Annotated in this window: 18 protein-coding genes; 16 read left to right on the forward strand and 2 right to left on the reverse strand. The window is 46.5% G+C overall.

Annotated elements, in window-relative coordinates:
* Nucleotides 1-11 precede the first annotated feature (11 nt).
* Both AC1RNB_RS13895 and AC1RNB_RS13900 read left to right on the forward strand, forming a co-directional pair.
* Nucleotides 12-1,391, forward strand: a complete 1,380-nt coding sequence (locus AC1RNB_RS13895; RefSeq protein ID WP_493083709.1) for a RagB/SusD family nutrient uptake outer membrane protein — start codon at nucleotides 12-14, stop codon at nucleotides 1,389-1,391.
* A complete protein-coding gene (locus tag AC1RNB_RS13900) occupies nucleotides 1,388-2,923 on the forward strand; it encodes a TlpA family protein disulfide reductase (protein WP_493083711.1) in 1,536 nt (511 codons plus the stop codon). The genes AC1RNB_RS13895 and AC1RNB_RS13900 overlap by 4 nt, the downstream gene beginning before the upstream one ends.
* Before the next feature lie 55 nt (nucleotides 2,924-2,978).
* Here AC1RNB_RS13900 and AC1RNB_RS13905 read toward each other — a convergent pair whose 3' ends face one another.
* Together AC1RNB_RS13905 and AC1RNB_RS13910 are read right to left on the reverse strand one after the other, a co-directional pair.
* Nucleotides 2,979-3,245 (reverse strand): hypothetical protein, encoded by a 267-nt coding sequence (locus tag AC1RNB_RS13905; protein ID WP_493083713.1) that lies wholly within the window; start codon nucleotides 3,243-3,245, stop codon nucleotides 2,979-2,981.
* A gap of 58 nt (nucleotides 3,246-3,303) precedes the next feature.
* Nucleotides 3,304-3,738: a DoxX family protein gene (locus AC1RNB_RS13910; RefSeq protein ID WP_493083715.1), complete on the reverse strand. Its 435-nt coding sequence runs from the start codon at nucleotides 3,736-3,738 to the stop codon at nucleotides 3,304-3,306.
* Nucleotides 3,739-4,118: 380 nt separating this feature from the next.
* On the opposite strand from AC1RNB_RS13910, the gene AC1RNB_RS13915 reads away from it, so the two are divergent.
* The 14 genes from AC1RNB_RS13915 (at nucleotide 4,119) to AC1RNB_RS13980 (ending at nucleotide 19,817) form a co-directional block, all read left to right on the forward strand.
* Nucleotides 4,119-5,399 carry a hypothetical protein gene (locus AC1RNB_RS13915; protein ID WP_493083717.1) on the forward strand — a complete coding sequence of 427 codons (1,281 nt, stop codon included), beginning with the start codon at nucleotides 4,119-4,121 and terminating at the stop codon, nucleotides 5,397-5,399.
* A gap of 19 nt (nucleotides 5,400-5,418) precedes the next feature.
* Complete coding sequence (locus AC1RNB_RS13920; protein WP_493083719.1) at nucleotides 5,419-5,790, forward strand: hypothetical protein; 372 nt, start codon at nucleotides 5,419-5,421, stop codon at nucleotides 5,788-5,790.
* Entirely contained in the window at nucleotides 5,775-6,347 is a 573-nt protein-coding gene (locus AC1RNB_RS13925; protein ID WP_493083721.1) for a Crp/Fnr family transcriptional regulator, read from the forward strand. Before AC1RNB_RS13920 ends, AC1RNB_RS13925 begins: the two co-directional genes overlap by 16 nt.
* A gap of 249 nt (nucleotides 6,348-6,596) precedes the next feature.
* Nucleotides 6,597-7,994, forward strand: coding sequence for a hypothetical protein (locus AC1RNB_RS13930; RefSeq protein WP_493083723.1), 1,398 nt, complete (start codon nucleotides 6,597-6,599; stop codon nucleotides 7,992-7,994).
* Nucleotides 7,995-8,138: 144 nt separating this feature from the next.
* Nucleotides 8,139-8,645: a hypothetical protein gene (locus AC1RNB_RS13935; protein ID WP_305267543.1), complete on the forward strand. Its 507-nt coding sequence runs from the start codon at nucleotides 8,139-8,141 to the stop codon at nucleotides 8,643-8,645.
* Nucleotides 8,646-8,673: 28 nt separating this feature from the next.
* A complete protein-coding gene (locus tag AC1RNB_RS13940; protein WP_493083725.1) occupies nucleotides 8,674-13,647 on the forward strand; it encodes a beta strand repeat-containing protein in 4,974 nt (1,657 codons plus the stop codon).
* Between the two features lie 3 nt (nucleotides 13,648-13,650).
* Nucleotides 13,651-14,331: a hypothetical protein gene (locus tag AC1RNB_RS13945; protein WP_305267546.1), complete on the forward strand. Its 681-nt coding sequence runs from the start codon at nucleotides 13,651-13,653 to the stop codon at nucleotides 14,329-14,331.
* Nucleotides 14,328-15,293 (forward strand): PorV/PorQ family protein, encoded by a 966-nt coding sequence (locus AC1RNB_RS13950; protein WP_305267548.1) that lies wholly within the window; start codon nucleotides 14,328-14,330, stop codon nucleotides 15,291-15,293. Before AC1RNB_RS13945 ends, AC1RNB_RS13950 begins: the two co-directional genes overlap by 4 nt.
* A 6-nt stretch (nucleotides 15,294-15,299) precedes the next feature.
* Complete coding sequence (locus AC1RNB_RS13955) at nucleotides 15,300-15,434, forward strand: hypothetical protein (protein ID WP_493083728.1); 135 nt, start codon at nucleotides 15,300-15,302, stop codon at nucleotides 15,432-15,434.
* Between the two features lie 116 nt (nucleotides 15,435-15,550).
* Nucleotides 15,551-15,889 (forward strand): DUF4134 domain-containing protein, encoded by a 339-nt coding sequence (locus tag AC1RNB_RS13960; protein WP_305267550.1) that lies wholly within the window; start codon nucleotides 15,551-15,553, stop codon nucleotides 15,887-15,889.
* An 11-nt stretch (nucleotides 15,890-15,900) separates the two neighbouring features.
* Nucleotides 15,901-16,377: a hypothetical protein gene (locus AC1RNB_RS13965; RefSeq protein ID WP_305267553.1), complete on the forward strand. Its 477-nt coding sequence runs from the start codon at nucleotides 15,901-15,903 to the stop codon at nucleotides 16,375-16,377.
* Nucleotides 16,374-16,676, forward strand: coding sequence for a DUF4133 domain-containing protein (locus AC1RNB_RS13970; RefSeq protein WP_370869411.1), 303 nt, complete (start codon nucleotides 16,374-16,376; stop codon nucleotides 16,674-16,676). The genes AC1RNB_RS13965 and AC1RNB_RS13970 overlap by 4 nt, the downstream gene beginning before the upstream one ends.
* Complete coding sequence (locus AC1RNB_RS13975; protein ID WP_493083731.1) at nucleotides 16,673-19,066, forward strand: TraG family conjugative transposon ATPase; 2,394 nt, start codon at nucleotides 16,673-16,675, stop codon at nucleotides 19,064-19,066. The genes AC1RNB_RS13970 and AC1RNB_RS13975 overlap by 4 nt, the downstream gene beginning before the upstream one ends.
* A gap of 136 nt (nucleotides 19,067-19,202) precedes the next feature.
* A complete protein-coding gene (locus tag AC1RNB_RS13980) occupies nucleotides 19,203-19,817 on the forward strand; it encodes a hypothetical protein (RefSeq protein WP_305267557.1) in 615 nt (204 codons plus the stop codon).
* Nucleotides 19,818-19,819 lie beyond the last annotated feature (2 nt).

The following is a 19,819-nucleotide window of genomic DNA, read 5'->3' on the forward strand; positions in this document are numbered from 1 at the left end:
AACTTTATCACGTGAAACGATATACACTATTTGCGCTTGTGTTGCTGCCATTCATTATCTGCTGTAACAAGCAGGAACTGCTGGATGCGCGTTCAAGGACGAGCCTGGTCATTCCCGGCACGTTGAAAGATTTTCAGGCCATTCTTGATAATTATTCCACCATGAATGTGACCCCGTATATGGGTGAGTTATCTGCGGATAATTATTTTATGACAACCACTTACTGGCAGGGAAGAAGTATCCCTGATCAGAATGCCTACACATGGCAGCCCGAGATCTACAACGGCAGCATCAATGTTAAAGACTGGAACGAGCCTTATATACAGGTACTGTATGCCAATACGGTACTTGAGGGGCTGGCAAAACTTTCAGACCAAAGTGTTGCTGCAAAACAAATACAAGGCGAAGCATTGTTTTTCCGCGCATTTGCATTTCATAACCTGGCGCTAGTATTTGCGCCCACCTATGATGCTGCTACTGCTGAGACTGATATGGGTATCCCACTTCGTTTGTCCGCTGATCTTAACGAAAAAGTGCAGCGCGCTTCGGTGAAAGATACCTATGAAAGGATTCTTGAGGATCTCTTGCAGGCGGCGCCTCTGCTTGCGGGTGTTGATGTTTCCAATTATCGCAACAGGCCCGGCCAGCGTGCTGCGTATGCTTTGCTTGCGCGTGTGTATTTAAGTATGCGGGATTATGCGAAGGCGGGATCGTATGCAGACAGCGCGTTACAACTGGACGCAACACTAATCAACTATAACACGGTGTCTTTATCATCTGCTTATTATCTTCCGTTTACGCGGCTGAATGCAGAAACCATTTTCCAATCCACTATGAGCGGGTTCGCGGCTATATTCATCCAGTTTGCGGGTATCAGTAATCAATTAAGTATTGATACCACCCTTTTCCGGTCTTATCATGCGAACGACCTGCGCCGCAATATTTTCTTCTATCAGCAATCGAATGGTTCAATCAATGTCAACGGTTCCTATGCAGGGGTCGGCAATTCCTTCACCGGGCTTGCGACAGATGAACTTTTTCTCATTCGCGCGGAAAGCCATGCAAGGGCGGGGCGCGTGACAGAAGCGATGAAGGACCTGAACATGCTTTTGCGCAATCGGTATAAAACCAACGCATATACAGATCTGACTGCCGGTTCTTCCAGTGATGCACTCACAAAAGTACTTACCGAACGAAGAAAAGAAATGCCCCTGCGTGGTGTACGCTGGTCGGATCTTAAACGACTGAACAAAGAGGGGGCGAATATTACGCTGATCCATATTGTCAACAACCAGGCCTATACTCTCTCACCAAACAGCCCGCTGTATGTTTTGCCCATTCCGCCCGATGCAGTGCAACTCGGCGGACTCATTCAAAATCAAAGACCATGAAAAAAGTATTGTTATTATGCTGTTTGCCTCTGATGCTTAGCGCGAATTGCCTAGCCAGCGACCGCGCTGTATTAAGCGGGTACATACCGGGCCTGTTGCCGGGAGATTCGGTCTTGCTCATTGTATGGAAAGACCTTATCAGTGAAAGGAAGGCAATGAATTTACCGCATGAGCGGTATGCCTGTGTCCCTGTTAACGACAGATTTACTTTCAAAGTTCCATCGTCGAAAAATCCTTCGTATTTCTCGATAGCTATTCAGAATCTGGCGAGGAAAACTGCTTATGGATCACTGATCACCCTTGTTTCATTTTCGCTCCTGCATGGTGGTGACAGCAGTGAATTCGTGTTTGATTCCATAAGGGTCAAGCGGGTGGTCAAGACTGCGACCAATGATTTTGTCGATTACAAGCCGGGTGAGATTGTTTCGGTGACCGGGAGCCATGAAGTATTGTTTGAATGCCAGAAAGCTGTTTCAGAAGCGAAGGTGTTGTTTTACCGGCAATATAAATACCCACCGGTGCCTCCCATAAGCCAAGGCCGGACACCAGAGCTTGTCGAGGCTTATTTCAGGGATGAAACCGATCAAGCCATGAAAGCGCAACTCACAGCGCTGGAACGGTTTAAAAATAGGTTGCCTCCTCACGATTATGCATCGCTGTATGCTGACCTAGTTTGCTACTGGTGGGGCTTTAAGTTTCGGTATTTAAAAAATGCCATCGAAGATCCGAGGCATGAGGTGTTGAGCGAGAAACAGCGGAAAAACCAGGATTCTGCGTTTCGTGATTACTATTACAGGTATTTGCGCCTTCCTGCTATTGTACAGCCGTCTCTGTCAAAAGATTTTGCCATAATGCTGCACCAGAAAGTGCAACTGCAACACTGGGCGGAAAACAGCAAGGAACCATTTTCGGATTTCCTATACAAGTCATTTGACGGAAATACGAGGGAGCGCGTTATTACTTTTCACCTTGTTGAACGATTTGAAGAGACAGATAAACCAGAGTTGTTGATGGCAAGAACACTCCGGGTTGCGAAAGACGGTTACTGCCGCGCGATCCTTGCGTTCCTGTCTGCGAAGTCAAAAGGGGCGCAAAGCTTTGACGGCGGTTTGGCTGATACGAAAGGAAATATGGTGGGGATGTCTGAATACCGCGGTAAAATCGTGATGCTCGATCTATGGTATACCGGATGCAGCAACTGTGCTGGGTTTTACCGTGATGTACTTTCTAAAGTCGAGAAACGATTCCAGGGAAATAAAGATGTCGTCTTTATCAGCGTATCCATTGATGCGGATAAACGTTCGTGGATCAACAGCGTGCTTTCCAATCGCTATACTTCGGGGAATCAAAGCAACGTGGTGAACCTGTACACAGGAGGTAAGGGTGTTGAACATGCGATCATCAAACATTATAATCCACCCGGTTATCCTTTCAGCCTGCTTATTGATAAGGATGGAAGGATCGTGAGCAATTCCGAAGAAACCTTACGGGACCTACCAAAACTTACGGCCTTGATCGAATCACTGTTGTAGTAAAACAATGTTCCCGCCGAAGCGGGAACATTTACGTGAACTGCCGATGCTGTTACTACGGGATGTACTCGCCTGATGGGTTTTCAGGACAAGGAATATAATTCTCCCCGTCATGGTACCAGGTGCAGACCCCACCGCTGAGATCGCAATTGTTTTTGTCCGAAGCCGAAAAGAAATTGCTTGGATCGCTGGCCGGATCAGGATTGGAGCCCGTGTAATAGAACAGCGGACCGGATGAACAGTCGGCTTTCAGGTTGCCTGCGAAAGCTCCTGCTGTTGCCACGAGGAGCGCGGCAATCAACAGCATTTTGATTTTTTTCATAAAAGATATTTTTTGGAAAAATGATCGCCTACTCTATCGGGTTTTCGGCATCCCCCTTTCATGGCCGTGAAATATTTTCAGGTTGTGTTTTTTTCTGCATTACGAGTGCGAAGATTGTCAGTGCGGTGAAAGCAATGTTGAACACCATGTGCTGCGGCCAGCTCAAATTACGGATGACGCCCCCGCATCCGCAGGGTGTGCGGCTGAATATATGTGCCAGGACGAGCGCAGTGTACAGCGTGAAGGTACCCATCAGAACGCCGGAGGCCCAAAGAGCGAGGCGGCGCGTAGTATCAAAAAAAAGCAATAATGCAATCACGCATTCAAGCGGGGGCAAAGTGTATGTGATCGTTTCACTCAGCCAGGAGGGGAAAGGCTGGTTGTACATATCCTTGCTGAAAACTTTTAAACGTAAGAGTTTACTCAAGCCCGTGTAACCGAAGAGCAGTATAAGCAATGCAGAAATAATCCCGATAGCAGTTTGCTTTTTCATGGAATGGATTTTAAAATTTGCACGGGGGGAACAAGATGCAAGGTATGGTGGAGGATACGAGATAAAAAAGTGGCGTAATAACCTAATCGGAAGTATTGATAACCCCTGCGAATAATTTATTTGTAGAACCTGATTTTTTCTGTTTTGGTTATTGAAACTTCTTTACAGGTTATTGAAAGTATTTATTATTTGATATAATGGGGTTTGTTTCGTTTTATAATCACCGGCATCAAGGAAGCCGCAACATTAATTGAAGGCATTAATTGACTTCATATTTAGCCAATATCCACGATTCCCCAATTTCGTGAAAGTGGCCAGTTGCATTTTCCATCAATAGCACTGCCGGTAATTTCCAAACGTCACCTAACCAATATTATACTATGAAAAAGATCCTGTTTATTTTGATTAGTGCTTTTATGGTAATGTCCTGTCGGAAAGGAGAGATTCCACAGACAGACCCCACATTCAACGTGCTGAGGCAAAACTTAACGGCAGTTGATTTTGCCCGGATCGATCCTTCTACCGTTACCACTTTTAGCAGCCACAAGTCCAATCAACGCCTGATACGCGCAGACTTTAAGGGGAAGGAGCGGTTTCATGATTTTGTTGTCCTCCAGCTCGACCCAGACGGAAAAGTAAAAGACGGTAAGATCATTCATATCGAAGGGAAACCACAGCCCTTGTCCAGTAATAAGAACAAGCAGGCATTCAATGGTAGTATCGAGACCAGTTCCCTTAAGCATACTGATGTTAAAAGGTCTGCTATTAAGGATGGTTTTATCATGGACCTGCACTCCAGCCAGGTGCAGACAAATGGTGTCAGGCTGAATTACGAATGCGCAGACTGTACGCTTCCAGAGGTCATTGTCAGTTCCAGTTATTCCAATGGCGGTTATAACTGGCTGAGCTGGCTCAGCATCTGGTCCCTCTTCAATGACTGGCCTCGTATGGAATACTTGCTGACTGATTATAGCGGCGGTGGCGGAGGTGGCGGCGGTGGTGGCTATACACCGCCTCCGGTAATCAGCGCGGATGAAGAAAACTCCGAAAACAAAGAGAAGATCGATCCCAAGAAATATATGGATTGTTTTGGCAACGTACCAGACGCTGGCGCTACATGCACCATCAGCATTTACGCAGATATTCCTGTGGATGGACACCCTGAGATCCTTTTTGACTGGAGCCAAGGAAATCCCGGTCATGTGTTTATCGAGATGTATAAACTTGGAGAAAATGGGGGTCTTGTTACGCAAACAATCGGTTTTTATCCCAGTACGGGTTTCAAAGTTCTTGGTGGCGGGGATGTAAACTCCAAGGTTGTTGACAATGCGTCGCATGAGTACAACGCGCGGTATACTATCCCTATATCACCTGGTCAGTTACAGGCGGCTATCGGGCAGGTCAATGCCTATAGCGGAAATTCCTACAATATGACGACATTTAATTGTGTGGATTTTGCTCTAGGCATATTTAATGCCGCAACTGGTGGCGGACTTTCCATTACTAAGCAAAATATCCCTGGTTATCCAACCCCTGGTGGATCGAATACGCCACAAGGGGTATATAACGCAATAAATGATTTGGGAGGATGGGGTACGCCAGGAGCCTCAACTGTGGGAAGTAAAGCTTATGGTGGCACCAGTAAAGGTCCCTGCAATTAATCTTATTAATCTTACTGCCATGAAAAACATCATTGCACACCCACTTGTACAGCTTTTATCTTTTCTGATTATCCTGGTCAATGGCATAGAATGGAACGCCATGCCTTATGGCTGGTTTGTTGTTTTTGGTACGGCCGATGGTAAAGTATTCGCGATCATCGGGATGTTCGCTATCCTTATCTGCCTTGCCAGTATTTTCTGGAGACGAAATTTCCTTCAGCCGGTAAGCCTGCTCGTCATGTGGTGTTCATTGTTTGCGTTTTACTGGCAACTCACCAACAGTCACAAACAGATGGTCTTTAAAGGCGGACCAGGACTTATTACCGTCCTCGTTTTTCTAACTGCGACTATCATGGTGCTCAATGCGAGAATGCAATGGAAGAACTCTTAAAATTATTAGAATCGTTTCACCCGGTTGACCCACAGTTACAAATATTCCTTTTACATCACCTGCCCAAAGAAACGCACCGGGCGAACAAAGCCATCCTCGAAGAGGGACAGGTATGCGACTGGATCGCATTTATCGAGAAAGGGTTGCTTAAAATTTATTACGAGTGCGAAGATATGAGTGAACGGATTGTCTGGTTTCATAAGGAAGGTGATGTGATGGGATCGATGAAAAGTTATTATTCAGGATCGCCATCGAAGCTAACGATCCGTACGATGGAAGAAACGGTGCTGCGGCGTATCAAGCGGACAGAACTGGAAGATCTGATGCAGAAGTTTCCTGATTTTAATATCAATGCGCGGAGAATCACTGAAAGCTATTATTCGATGAGTGAGGATCATGTGATACTTCTGGCAATGCCGCCGAAGGAGCGCTTTAAAAAAATACAGGAAGAATATCCGTGGATATTGAAAGATCCGCGGATTAAAGATTATATGGTTGCGGCCTATTTGGGAATGGATAAGGCAACGCTCAGCAGGTATCGAAGGGGGATAGAATAATTTAGAAAGGATGGTTCCAACAAGGCCGTCCTTTCTTATTGCGGACAATCGGGAAAGATCTCCATTTCCATATTCATACTTTGTTTTTCTTCCACCCAGCTTTGCCAACCTTCGTTCTTTAAAAACTCAACCGGAGTAGTTGCGGGGAGGCCATAGATTATATTCTGGTTGTTAAGCATACTGCTGTTGATCTATCTATATTATTTTAATTTACAATATAATTAATGTACCTTATTTTAAAATTCCAGGATGCTTACAACGATTTCCAGAAGGCAGTTCGATGCTTATTGTTATTCACGTTCTCCTTACATCAGGTATGTCGCCAAGGAATTGGCATGGTATAGTGTTTTCAACAAAAAATTAATCGCGGCAATCGCAATGGATTACACGGACGGTGATTATTCCTATATTATCCTTGCACGGGACAAGCGAAAAGTATTCAGGACACTCGAACCGCCTTTGGATTTTTATGGTACACAGGAGGAAGCTGTTGAAGAACTGAAGAAAGCACTCGCCAAATATGAAAATGACGGTAAAGAAATTTATGAACAGGGCGATGAAAAAGCATTGCCAAACGAATTACTGACACCACAGGTAGCTGACAGTAAATTACACAGGCACTTTACCGTTCTCCAATCACGTGGCCATGAATCAGCAAGGAAAATCTTAGCTGAGATTGCCTACAGCTTTGTAGATGTAGATGGTAATTATGTAAAGGATTTTCAGACAACCGGATTTGACGCCCGTTTGTGGGAACTGTACCTGTATGTGTACCTGTATAGTTCCGGTTATAAGATTGATAACAGTTTCCAGGCACCAGATTATTTAATCTCCTACTTCGGAGAAAGAGCAGCTATTGAAGCGGTTACAGTAAACGCAAATAAAAATTTCGATGAAGCTGCACCGAAAACACTCAAAGATGTTTTGCGGTTTAACCATGATTACATGCCTATCAAATTCGGTAGCTCTTTGTTCAGCAAACTACAGAAAAAATACTGGGAGAAAGCGCACGTAAAAGGAATCCCATTCATTCTTGCCATTCATGATTTTCACATGCCATCTACCCTTGAATCATTTGGCTCAATGACCTGGAGCCGGGATGCATTGGGCGATTACCTGTATGGATACCGCATGAAAGTTACCATTGAAGAAGATGGCAGTATTAAAAGACATATACGCGATAATGGACGGCATATCGAACCGATCATGGAGAAGATAGAAACCCACGAATGGAATGGAAAAACAATTCCTTCTAATTTTTTTGGGTTACCAGACAGCGAAAATGTCAGTGCGGTGTTGTTCAGTAATAATGCAACACTTGCCACTTTTAACCGAATGGGTAAAATAGCCGGGCTTGGTACTGATACCGTAAAAATGTTACGGCATGTCCGCATGTATGATCCGGACCCATATGCAGTGGATCCAATCGAAATGACGCTTGATCTTGATTCACCTGATTATGAAGAAGGATGGGCGGATGGTTTAATCATGTTTCATAACCCGAAAGCTATATTTCCTGTAGATGCTAATATGTTCCCCGATATATCACATATGTATTTTGACCTGGAAGATCTTGTCATGCACGGAATGGTTCAGCCTTCCAATATAATTTCATCGGTTACTCAATGCCTTATTGCTAAGCCATAATTGGGATTTTGCATGTGCAACAAAAAAAATAACAGGCGTTGATAAAGAAACCAATTTCTTTATCAGTGTTGCTGCTGCAACTTTCTTCCTTCTACATTCATAATAATTTTGGGTTGTCAATCAGATCATCTAAAATCTATTGTTATGAAAACATTTGTGATGTGCGTGCTGATCCTCGTGAGTTTGAATACAAATGCGCAAAGCATTGGTCTCAGGCTGGGACATACGCTTACTCCTTCCGATCATGTATCCTTAAAGTACGAGCACTGGACCAACGGTGTGCTCAATTTTTCGCTTGTTGGTTTCTTTGAGCGTTCCAGAAAAAATGCATTACTTTATTCCTGTTACGGCGCGGATCTGCTGGCCGAATATTCCCCCCTCGTGGCGGGCGATCCGTTGCCGCTTTTGTCGTGGCGCGCAGGACTGGGTGTAACCTGGCAACTGGTGTCGGAGCCGTGGGTGTACAAAGGACTTTCTCCTTCCGAACGCATGAACTATGGGCTCTCGAGTGAAGCGTCCGTTGAATGCAACCTTACGGATGTATTCCGGCTCTCGCTATTCGGGCAACAGAAATACCTGCTTCGAAGTTCGCTCGGTTCCACGCGTTTTTGCTACGGGCTGGGATTAGCGTATCGATTCAATTCTTACTAAACTCCTATTCACCATTTAATCTTTTCACATGCGAACAATACTACTATTGTGTGCAGGGCTCTTCGCGTGCCTATGCGTGAGCGCGCAGCCCTACTCGCTATCGGCGAGTGTTGACAAACTATTCTACTGTACACCCACTTCGAATATCAGGATGTATGGAAAAGTAACGAGCCCGACACCGAACATGTACAAGGGCATCCGTTATAATTATTATTACTACAACAGCTTTTCCAATTCATACGATATGATCGGCTGGTACCAGATCATCTGGTCAGGCAGTACGCCCTTGCAGACCTATATCAATATGCAACCCGCTTATTTTGACGGTTCGCGGTTTACCAACCCTGTGAATATCCCGCAGGGACCGAATACGCTTTGGATGTCGCTCGATGTGAACTACCAGGCGTTCCCGAATAACAATACCGGGCAGCAATTGGCTTTGGATATTGAAGCGGTAGACCAGGGAAATAATACAACAACGAGAAGTTCAAAAATACTTTTCACTGTACCATTGTTGTATACGAATCCTGTGACCTTATCGAGTGCGCCGATCACTGCATCTGCTACCACTGTATGCGGGGATAATGTTAGCTTAAGTGGTTCACCGAATTATGCTTCGTATGGTTTCCGGTATGACTGGTACAAAGACGGGTCGCCTGTTTTGTTATCAGATAATACAGGAACCGTTTCCATCAACACCGCGGGAAATTATTACGCGATCGTGAGTGATGCGTGCCAGACGGCGACTTCGAATACAATTGCGATCAGTTCGGGTTCGGCTCCTGTTGCACCGACGCTATCTTCTTCTGCCGGAACCTCTTTGTGTAATGGTGCATCCACTACGATTACGGCAACCACCACAGGTGGAACAGTGTACTGGAACTCTGGGGCAACGGGCGCATCCATTACGGTGAGTGCAGCGGGTGATTATTATGCATGGGAAGTGAATGGCTGCGGGCAGAGTGCGAATAGTTCAACGGTGCATATTACCACGGGCGGTTCGCCTGCGGCACCGGTGATCAGTTCAAACAACGGGACACTGTTGTGCAATGGTGCGTCAACAACACTTACTGCATCGGGTGTGGATGGAACGGTGACCTGGAGTACGGGCGCGACAGGTAATTCAATTACGGTAAGCAGTGCGGGTTCGTATTATGCGAGCCAGGCAAACGGTTGCGGAACCAGCGGTAACAGTAATACGATCGTGGTTACCATCGGTGCTTCGCCTGCTGCGCCTTCGGTTTCATCATCTGACGGTAATTTATTGTGTAACGGTGCTGCGACTACTTTGACCGCATCGGGAATTGACGGAGCGGTTAACTGGAGCACGGGACAAACGGGGGCGAGTATTTCTGTTTCCAATGCGGGAACTTATTATGCGACCAATACCAATGCCTGTGGAACAAGCGGCAACAGTAACACTGTTGCGATCAGTACGGGCAGTACACCTGCTGCGCCTTCGATATCTTCTTCGAATGGTACGCAACTATGCAACGGTTCTTCAACGACGCTTGCAGCGTCAGGTGTTACGGGTGCAGTTACGTGGAGCACTGGTCAAACAGGCGGAAGCATTTCTGTTTCCAGTGCTGGAAATTATTACGCGTACCAATCGAACAGTTGCGGCACGAGCGGCAATAGCAATACGGTTGTGATCAGTACGGGCGGTACACCTGCTGCACCAACCGTATCGAGCAGTAATGGAACTTTTTTATGCAACGGATCTTCTACAGTTCTTTCTGCATCTGTTTCGGGTGGTGGAACCATCAAATGGAGCACGGGGCAAACTGGTAACACGATCACGGTTACTACACCCGGCAATTATTTCGCGTGGGAACAGAACAGTTGCGGGAATTCTGCGAACAGCAATACAGTTGTTATTACAACGGGTAGTGTTCCTGCAGCGCCTACTGTCACGCCTGGATACAACCAATTGTTGTGCAATGGTGCCACTGCTAATTTGGTGTCCACGGGATCGAGCGTGAGCTGGTCAAATGGCGCAAGTGGAAACAATTTAACTGTTTCTGTTGCGGGCACTTACTACGCAGTTGATCACAATGCGTGTGGTAATTCGTCGCCTTCCAATCAAATCGTTGTTACAACGGGTTCCTGTCCTTTGCCGACACCCGGCACATCGTATACGATCTGTCCCGGCACTTTGAAAACACTGGACGCGGGTGCTGGATTTGATTCGTATGCGTGGAGCAATGGAGCGACGACACGAACCATCAATGTAGGACCAGGCAATTACAGTGTGACCGTTACGAAGGAAGGATGCACCGCGTTGTCCGGTTCTGTTATGGTAAATTATTTTACGGTTGTTGCACCGGTGATCTCTGCATCGGGTTCAACTACATTTTGTTCGGGCGGAAGTGTGACACTTTCTTCCACACCAGCTGCGGCTTACTTGTGGAACACGGGAGCGAGCGGATCGGCGATCAACGTTTCGACTGCGGGCAGTTTTAATGTTACCGTTACGGATAACAATGGCTGCCAGTCGACTTCGAATACCATTACGACTTTTGTCAACGCTTTGCCCGGCGCTTCGATTTCTGGTTCTACATCTGTGTGTCAAAACAGTGTTTCGCCTTCGGTAACCTTCAGCGGCAGTGCGGGTACTGCGCCTTATACATTTTCTTATCGTGTAAATGGTGGAACTGTGCAGACGGTTACTACTACAAGCGGCAGCAGCGTTAGTGTGAGTGCGCCAACTACGGGTGCGGGTAGTTTTACCTATTCATTGGTTAGTGTTTCTGAATCGAGCAGCACGGGTTGTTCTGCTGCTGCCAGCGGATCTGCAACAGTCGTGGTGAATCCACTTCCTACGGCTTCTGTTGCAGGTACGACAACAGTTTGCCAAAATGCTTCTGCGCCTTCCGTTGTGTTTACGGGAGCAAACGGGGTTGCGCCTTATACTTTTGTGTACCGTGTTAATGGAGGAGCTGCGCAGAGTGTAGCTACATCGAGCGGAAATTCTGTAGCGGTTGCAGCGCCGACAGGTAGTGCGGGAACGTTTACTTATTCACTCCTAAGTGTGACAGATGCGAGCAGTACCTCGTGTGGAAATACTGCATCGGGTTCTGCGACAATCACGGTTAATCCATTGCCATCAGCAACCCTTTCAGGAACAACTGCGGTATGCCAGAATGCGTCTTCACCTTCTATAACATTTACAGGTTCGCTGGGCACAGCTCCATATACATTCACGTACTCCATCAATGGTGGTTCTGCAATGACCGTTACAACTTCCGGTGGAAACAGCGCGACCATTTCTGCTCCAACTACTACGGCAGGATTGTTTACTTATACATTGCTCGGAGTACAGGATGCAAGTAGTACGAGCTGTTCTGCAACTGTGGGTGGAAGCACAACTGTTCGTGTGAATGAACTGCCGGTCGCTTCTGTGAGTGGCAACACTTCGGTTTGTCAAAACAGTGCGTCGCCTTCGGTTGTCTTCTCTGCTACAGGCGGAACTGCGCCGTATACGTTTGTTTATAGAATAAATGGCGGGGCGAATATTTCAGTATCTACTACACTTGGTAACAGCATGGGTGTTCCTGTTGTTACTTCTACTCCCGGTAGTTTTACTTATACGCTGGTGAGCGTGACGGATGCGAGCAGTGCGGCTTGCAGCAACTCTGCGACAGGATCTGTAACCGTGAATGTGAATGCATTGCCTTTAGCTTCGATCAGCGGGACAACAGCTGTTTGTCAGAATACTTCTTCACCATCTGTTGTATTCACAGGATCACTCGGAACTGCGCCGTATACTTTCACTTACCGGATCAATGGTGGTGCAAACCAGACTGTAACGACCGTCACAGGAAACAGTGTAACTATTTCAGTACCCACTACGGCTTCAGGAAGTTTTGTTTATACGCTCATCAGTGTTCAGGATGCGAGTTCTACTACGTGTGCGGCAAGTGTTTCGGGTGATGCGACTGTTACCATTTATTCATTACCGGATGCAGCCCTGATCGCGGCTGATAATGCGCATCTCTGCAACGGTTCGAGTGGTGCCATTAAAATACTCAACTATACAAGCGGCTATTCTTACCAGTGGAACTTCAATGCAGCACCATTTCGTTTGAGTACCAAGGATACGATCATTAATAACCAGCCTGGAAAATTCACCGTTCAGGCGATCAATGCACAGGGATGTAAAGCGGCTGCACTTTCAAACGAAGTGCAGATCACGATCGGCACTGTGCCTGCACCGGTGATACTGGGATCACGCAAAGTATGTGAAGGCGGTAAAACAGAACTCATTGCTACCAATGCGGGGCAACCGTTTGAGGTCTGGCGGTGGACTGATCCACCAGAAAGTATTTCATCGAGAAAAACGTACGGGTGGGACAGCAATTTTTTCGCGGGCGCCGGGCAGTATCAGGTTATGGTGATGGCGCAAGGATGCTATGACAGCACAACAGTGACTGTTACAGCTGATGATACTGAGTACCCGGCGGGCAGGTTGATGATCACACCAGATTCTATTGTATACGGAGGACAGGTAAAAATGCTTGCAGAGGTATCGCACACAAATGAATTCAGATGGGATTTTGGTGATGGTACCAAAGCGGTGACCAGTGACAGTGCTTTAATGCAACATTATTACCTCGCTAAAGATTCGGTGCATGTTGGTTTAGACGCAGTGAGTAAGCGGAACTGTATCACCCATTTCGATGCATGGGTGAAAGTCTTACCGCAGGCGGCATTACCCAAACCACAAACATTTGTGCGGGGGAATTTAAAAGACTGGAACGTGTTCCCGATCCCTTTCCATGATCATTTGAAAGTATCGGTGATACTGGAAAGAAAACAGGAGATCGTTATACAGTTGTTTACCGGCGAAGGAAAGCTGGTTCGCAACTGGCGGAAAACGGCAGAAAAAGGTGAGAATCTTTTTACACTCGACGGGCTGGATGGATTAACACCGAACGTGGTCTATTTCATCACCTCGATTTACAACGGACAAAAACATTTTGATAAAGTTTTTAAATACTGAGCTATGAAAAAAATATTATTCGGTTTGCTGATTGGCGCTCTTGCCGCATGCAGCAATCAAAAGGATGTGATACTACAGACTGCCTCGCACGCAGTGATACAGTTCAGCAAGGATACAGTGCGTGTGCGTGAGAAGGACTGGACGAATGTGCGTGGCACTGGCAACGGCAATGTGACTTTGTATTTAACCGATCCGGGGCATCAACTGAACATGCGGACTGACAGCATGCCTTCACCTGTACATCTTTTGTACCGCGGCACAGAGATCAAGAGCGGAGAATCGATGCTGGTGATGGACAGTGTGCAACTCTATTGCGTAGCAGACCTTCCAGGACTTTATGAAATTGATTTGTACCTCACAGACAGGCTCGGGCGTGGTGAAACAAAAAAATTATTCGTTCGCTGCGTTCCAAACACTACTGCCAGCCCAAGTTTTTTCTGGCGCGATCTCGGGAGTGAACAAATGCAAAGCTGGAACTATGTGTTCGATGCTTCGAATACCAATAAACCTGATGGCACGATCAGCGAATATCATTACTCTATCAACGGCCAGGAAATCAGTACCAATCAACCCGTGATGTACTGGACCTTTCATGCGAAGGGAGATCATAAAATCGGGCTTTATGTCGTGGATGATCTTGGGAACAAATCAGTAACGCTTTACCAAACACTCACTATTTTATGAGAACGATATTATTTCTGATATGGATACTATGTGTGACTATCCTTCGCGCGCAGGTGGTTACAACATTTCCTTCTTTATCCATACATGCAAGCAGCAGGGGTATGGGAATGGGTGATGCAGGGATCGCATCGGCAGAAGGAACGCAGCAGCTTTTATACAATCCTGCGAAATGTGCTTTCGTGCAATATTTTCACCAGGTGTCTGTTGGTTATATGCCGTGGCTCACCGGGATCTCAAACGATACGCGCATGATGAGTGTGGGTTATATCGCGAGTGTAAACACGGCAGCCTTTGGTGTTTCATTGAACTATTTGAACCTCGGTGCCATGGACACGCGCGATGAAAACGGCGCAACGCTCAGCTCATATACGGCGCGTGAATATAATGTGGGCGGATCGTTCGCTTTGCAATTAAACGAACACCATGCACTCAGCACAACCTTGCGTTTCCTCGCGCAGAATGCGTATGAGCCCAACCCTGTGAACAGGTACTCTGTCAGTGGTGATGTAGGGTATTATGGTTTTACTTCTATCGGAGAATCGGCGAGCCGACTGGAATGGGGCGCTACTATCACCAACCTCGGATCTAAAAAAAATAACCTGCCTGCAACCGCGGCACTTGGTGTCGCTTACAAACAACAGATGGAATTCCACTCGGTGCAGGTATCTGTTGATGCTGCGCGATTGCTGAAAGACAATTTCAGCGGCACACGTTACACAGCTGGAATCGAATACGGGTATGTGGACCAGTTTTTCCTGCGGGGTGGCGCGTCGATTGAAAATGCAAGCGCAGGTAACCGGAAATATTTTTCATTCGGTGCAGGGTACAAAGGATTCGTGGATGATCAGGGCTGGCAGATCGACCTGCATTATTTGGTGCCATTCGGTGCGAGTGGTGGTCTATCACCCTATCAGGGATCGTGGGGACTTACGATCAGTTTTAACCTTGGCAATTTTCAATAAACATTTATGTTCTACGGAATCGGCTGGATACAATATATCAGGACCATTGCGCTGGTGGTGCTTGCTTATTACATAGTGATTGGCTGGATGTACAGAAGAGAATTGTTGCAATGGTGGCGTGGCAGAAAGAAACGTGAGTGAAGAACACCGGCACAACACACATGCCCTGCCGCTGCAGTGCAGGAGAACCGATTGCGAGGACGAAGTAGCGGCGGGCATGTTTTATAAAAAAAGTGAGAAACAAGAAAATGTGCGTTATGAAACTAAAGAAAAATCAAAGCAGACATAACAGGAAAACCCTCTATGGTACATTCCTGCTTACTATACTTCTATGCGAACTCGCCGTAACATCATTTGCCCAAGATGGTAATGCGGGTATACTTGATGCGAACCAGAAAGTGCGCAGCTATTTCGCATCGGGCACGCAACTGATGTACGCGGTCGGCGCGATCGTTGGGCTGATCGGTGCGGTAAAAGTATTCAACAAATGGAACGCGGGCGATCACGATACGGGCAAGGTGGCCGCTGCATGGTTTGGCAGTTGTGTGTTCCTGGTGGTAGTAACTACCGTGATCCGTGCATTCTTTGGAATTTAAAACAAACTAGTATGTGGGAGCATTGGCCGGCAAGGGAGTTACCGAAGATTGATATCGGCGGAACGCAGTTCTTTCTTGACTTGCGTTTATGGGAGATGCGCGACGTTGATGATTTTATGAACAAGTTTTCGATTGATGATTTATTCGAAACAGAAACCGGCTTCAAACTCTGTTTTGATCCGAAAACGAAAAATCTTTTCGATGGTTCAGCGGAGGAATACGAAAAGCGAAAAGAAGAACTGAAAGTCGTCGACCTGCCATCCCTGGGTGAAATGGATCCTGTCGGTTGGGATGCGTACGTTAAAACATGGAAGGATGAGAACCCGGTACTGGCAGCGATGATCGAGCGGATACCGGAGGTGATCAATGAGATGCCGCACCCAAAGCAAAAAGGGGTTACAGCGAAAGACCTGTTGCCGAAGAAACCAAACCGTGAACCGCTTTTGCCGAAGAAGCGGTTAAGACAAGGAAAAGGAAGAAGATTATGACAAACGTGTATACCATTAATAAAGGTGTGAACCGACCGGTTGTGTTCCGGGGGCTGAAGGCTCAGTATATCTGGTGGCTCGCGGGCGGGTTGCTCTGTTCGCTGCTGCTGTTCACCGTCATGTATATCCTGGGCGTACCAATGATCATGTGTTCGGTACTGGTGGGTGTTTCTATTACGTTGCATGTGATGTGCGTTTACAGGCTCAACCGATTGTATGGTGAACATGGATGGATGAAACACCGGGCGAAACGCGTCACCCCTAACAGAATTTATTGCGATCAACTATTTACTAAATGAAAAATTTGTCTGAACATATTCCATTATATGGTGTCGAACATGATATGATCTTGTCGAAGATGGGTGACTTAACAATTGCCTATCGTGTAACGCTTCCTGAAATTTTCACCTTATCAAACAATGATTATGTATCTCTTCATCAATGCTGGATCAAAGCCATCAAGATCCTCCCGGTCGGTACTTATCTCCATAAAACGGACCGGTTTACTCAAGTTCCGTACCGCGCTGATTTCGGTGCCGCAACGTCGTTTCTTTCACATAGCAGCGATCGGTATTTCCATGAACGTCCTTATCTCGAACATTCCTGCAGACTCATGCTGACCATCCCTGCGCAGACACGCAAACAGGTGAATTCATTATACTCTTCGTTGTTACGGAAACACCTGGTTCCTGCCCAAACGATTGACCCTGCATTCTTAAAAAGTTTTGAAGGTGTGTGTTCACAGTTTGTGCGAATACTGAGTGATACGGGAATGATTAGCTGTGAACGATTGGTAGAAAATGAACTGGTGGACCTCGTGAATGAATACTTAATTCTCGATAGTGATGGTGTTCGGCGCGATCTTGATTTTTCGGATGGTGTGCGTATTGGTGAAAAACACTGCAGCATGTTTTCATTCGCTTCGGCGGATGAATTGCCGGGTGTATGCGGGCCAAGGATCACACACGAGAAATATTCTACTGATACAGTCAAATTTTCCATTGGTTTTGTTTCACCGCTCGGACAGTTGCTGGGTGTGGATCATCTGTACCAGCAATTTATTCGTGTTGAGGACAATGAAGTTGTCATCAAAGAACTGGAAAAGAAAAAGCTACGGCTTCGTTCGCTGTCCGCATATTCGCGTGATAATGCTGTGGCGCATGATGCAACGGATGAATACTTACGTGAAGCAGTTGCAGAACAAAGATTGTGTGTGCGTGCGCATTTTCATGTGCTGGCGTGGACAAAGGATGCGGATAAGGTACAAGAAGTAAGAAATGCGTGCAGTGCCGCGATGGCGGCAATTGATGCATCGCCGAAACTGGAAACGGTGGGTGCGCCGCAGTTGTATTGGGCGGGGATACCGGGCAATGCGGCTGACCTTCCGGTCAACGAAAGTTTTTTGAGTTTCCTGGAACCGGCTGCGTGTTTTATTGCGACTGAAACGGGGTACCGATCTTCCGGCGGAAGTTTCGGCATCCGGCTCGGAGATAGGCAATATGGTCAGCCGCTGCTGGTGGATATATCGGATGAGCCAATGGCTAACGGTGTTACCACCAACCGGAACAAATTTATCCTCGGCCCTTCGGGAAGCGGTAAATCTTTTTTTACCAATCACCTGGTGCGTTCTTATTACGAACAGGGTACGCATATCGTGCTGGTCGATGTGGGGCATTCTTACAAAGGTCTGTGCGAACTATTGAACGGCTATTACTTCACGTATTCGGAAACAAAACCAATCTGTTTTAATCCTTTTTTCGGCGGCGTTCCTGACAGCGAGAAAAAAGAAAGCATCAAAACGCTGCTCGTGGCACTCTGGAAAAAAGACGACGAACGTTTTACACGTAGCGAATATGTCGCGCTCTCCAATGCATTGCAATTGTATTATGAACAACCCGTAGCGTTCAGGTGCTTTGATAGTTTCTATGAATTTCTGCAGGGTGATTTTGCCAGCGCGTTGCACGCGGACGCAGTGAAGGACAAGGATTTTGACCTCGCCAATTTTCTCTACGTGCTCCGTCCTTTTTACAGAGGCGGCGAATATGATTATTTGCTGAACTCCCGCGAAAATCTTGAATTGCTGGATGAACGGTTCATTGTTTTTGAACTGGACAATATCAAGGATCACCCGATCCTGTTGCCTGTTGTTACGATCATTATCATGGAAGTGTTTCTTTCTAAGCTACGCAGGCTGACCGGTGTGCGTAAAATGATCCTGATCGAAGAAGCGTGGAAAGCGATTATGCGCGATGGCATGGCGGAGTATATCAAATACCTCTACAAGACCGTGCGTAAATATTTCGGTGAAGCGGTGGTGGTGACGCAGGATGTAGAGGATCTTATTGCTTCGCCAATCGTCAAACAGGCGATCATCAACAACAGTGAATGCAAGATCCTGCTGGACCAGTCGCGGTATGAAAACAAGTTTCAGGTGGTGCAGGAACTATTGGGATTGACTGAAAAAGAAAAGACGCTTGTGCTATCGCTGAACAAGGCCAATGATTCCTCACGCAAATACAAGGAAGTGTTTATCTCGCTGGGTGGCCGCGTTTCGAAAGTCTACCGCGTGGAAGTTTCGCCGGACGAATACCTGACCTATACAACGGAAGAAAAAGAAAAACTGAAAGTCACACGTGCTGCTTCTGCGCAAGGAAGTATGGAAGCGGGTATTAAATCCTTAACAATATGAGGGAAAGATTATTGTGGTTCGCTGTTGCGCTGATCTGTATCGTTGTAGTAGTCTACGGGATCTGGTGGTGCTGCCACTCAAGGAAGCAGATCGTGGATGCTGTTGTTAACCTGTACATCAAAATATTTTGTGAAAGATGAAAAAGCTAATGGTGATGTTGGTTTTGTGTGGATGTGTATTTCGCGCTGGTGCGCAAAGCATCGATCCTGTTTCACTGTTAATCGCCAAAATAATAAAGGCTATCGACCTGCAGGTGCAGAAACTTCAAAACCAGACGATCTGGCTTCAACAGGCGCAGCAGGTGGCAGAGCATGAATTATCGAAACTGAAACTTTCGGAGATCGCGGACTGGCAAAGGAAACAACAGCAATTGTATGCTGGTTATTTCTCAGAACTGCAAACCGTTCGCAACGCGGTGAAAACACTTCCGCAGGTAAAACAGATCCTTTCCCTGCAAACCGAATTAATTGGAACCTATAACCGTATTGCAAAAGATGAAGTATCGCGCACCGCGGCCGATGGACTAATGGGTTTGTGCGGGGATATTCTTTCCTCGTTGCAGGAAGTGACAAATAGTAATGGACTTGAGATGAAAGATGCGGATCGTGTAAAGATGATCAGTTCCCTGCGTGATGCAATGCAGGATTGTTTAGATAATATGAAAGAACTGGACAAGCAAACTAACAGGCTTGCAGGCAGTAAACAACAATTGCAAACGGATATGAAAAGTTTACAACGATTAAAACAGTGAGT

The sequence above is a fragment of the Sediminibacterium sp. GW821-FHT12F12 genome (assembly GCF_058806635.1).

What these genes read in the sequence shown, in the direction of transcription:
- AC1RNB_RS13900 (WP_493083711.1), top strand. Translation starts at nt 1,388, where the DNA reads ATGAAAAAAGTATTGTTATTATGCTGTTTGCCTCTGATGCTTAGCGCG.
- AC1RNB_RS13905 (WP_493083713.1), bottom strand. Translation starts at nt 3,245, where the DNA reads ATGAAAAAAATCAAAATGCTGTTGATTGCCGCGCTCCTCGTGGCAACA.
- AC1RNB_RS13910 (WP_493083715.1), bottom strand. Translation starts at nt 3,738, where the DNA reads ATGAAAAAGCAAACTGCTATCGGGATTATTTCTGCATTGCTTATACTG.
- AC1RNB_RS13915 (WP_493083717.1), top strand. Translation starts at nt 4,119, where the DNA reads ATGAAAAAGATCCTGTTTATTTTGATTAGTGCTTTTATGGTAATGTCC.
- AC1RNB_RS13920 (WP_493083719.1), top strand. Translation starts at nt 5,419, where the DNA reads ATGAAAAACATCATTGCACACCCACTTGTACAGCTTTTATCTTTTCTG.
- AC1RNB_RS13925 (WP_493083721.1), top strand. Translation starts at nt 5,775, where the DNA reads ATGGAAGAACTCTTAAAATTATTAGAATCGTTTCACCCGGTTGACCCA.
- AC1RNB_RS13930 (WP_493083723.1), top strand. Translation starts at nt 6,597, where the DNA reads ATGCTTACAACGATTTCCAGAAGGCAGTTCGATGCTTATTGTTATTCA.
- AC1RNB_RS13935 (WP_305267543.1), top strand. Translation starts at nt 8,139, where the DNA reads ATGAAAACATTTGTGATGTGCGTGCTGATCCTCGTGAGTTTGAATACA.
- AC1RNB_RS13940 (WP_493083725.1), top strand. Translation starts at nt 8,674, where the DNA reads ATGCGAACAATACTACTATTGTGTGCAGGGCTCTTCGCGTGCCTATGC.
- AC1RNB_RS13945 (WP_305267546.1), top strand. Translation starts at nt 13,651, where the DNA reads ATGAAAAAAATATTATTCGGTTTGCTGATTGGCGCTCTTGCCGCATGC.
- AC1RNB_RS13950 (WP_305267548.1), top strand. Translation starts at nt 14,328, where the DNA reads ATGAGAACGATATTATTTCTGATATGGATACTATGTGTGACTATCCTT.
- AC1RNB_RS13955 (WP_493083728.1), top strand. Translation starts at nt 15,300, where the DNA reads ATGTTCTACGGAATCGGCTGGATACAATATATCAGGACCATTGCGCTG.
- AC1RNB_RS13960 (WP_305267550.1), top strand. Translation starts at nt 15,551, where the DNA reads ATGAAACTAAAGAAAAATCAAAGCAGACATAACAGGAAAACCCTCTAT.
- AC1RNB_RS13965 (WP_305267553.1), top strand. Translation starts at nt 15,901, where the DNA reads ATGTGGGAGCATTGGCCGGCAAGGGAGTTACCGAAGATTGATATCGGC.
- AC1RNB_RS13970 (WP_370869411.1), top strand. Translation starts at nt 16,374, where the DNA reads ATGACAAACGTGTATACCATTAATAAAGGTGTGAACCGACCGGTTGTG.
- AC1RNB_RS13975 (WP_493083731.1), top strand. Translation starts at nt 16,673, where the DNA reads ATGAAAAATTTGTCTGAACATATTCCATTATATGGTGTCGAACATGAT.
- AC1RNB_RS13980 (WP_305267557.1), top strand. Translation starts at nt 19,203, where the DNA reads ATGAAAAAGCTAATGGTGATGTTGGTTTTGTGTGGATGTGTATTTCGC.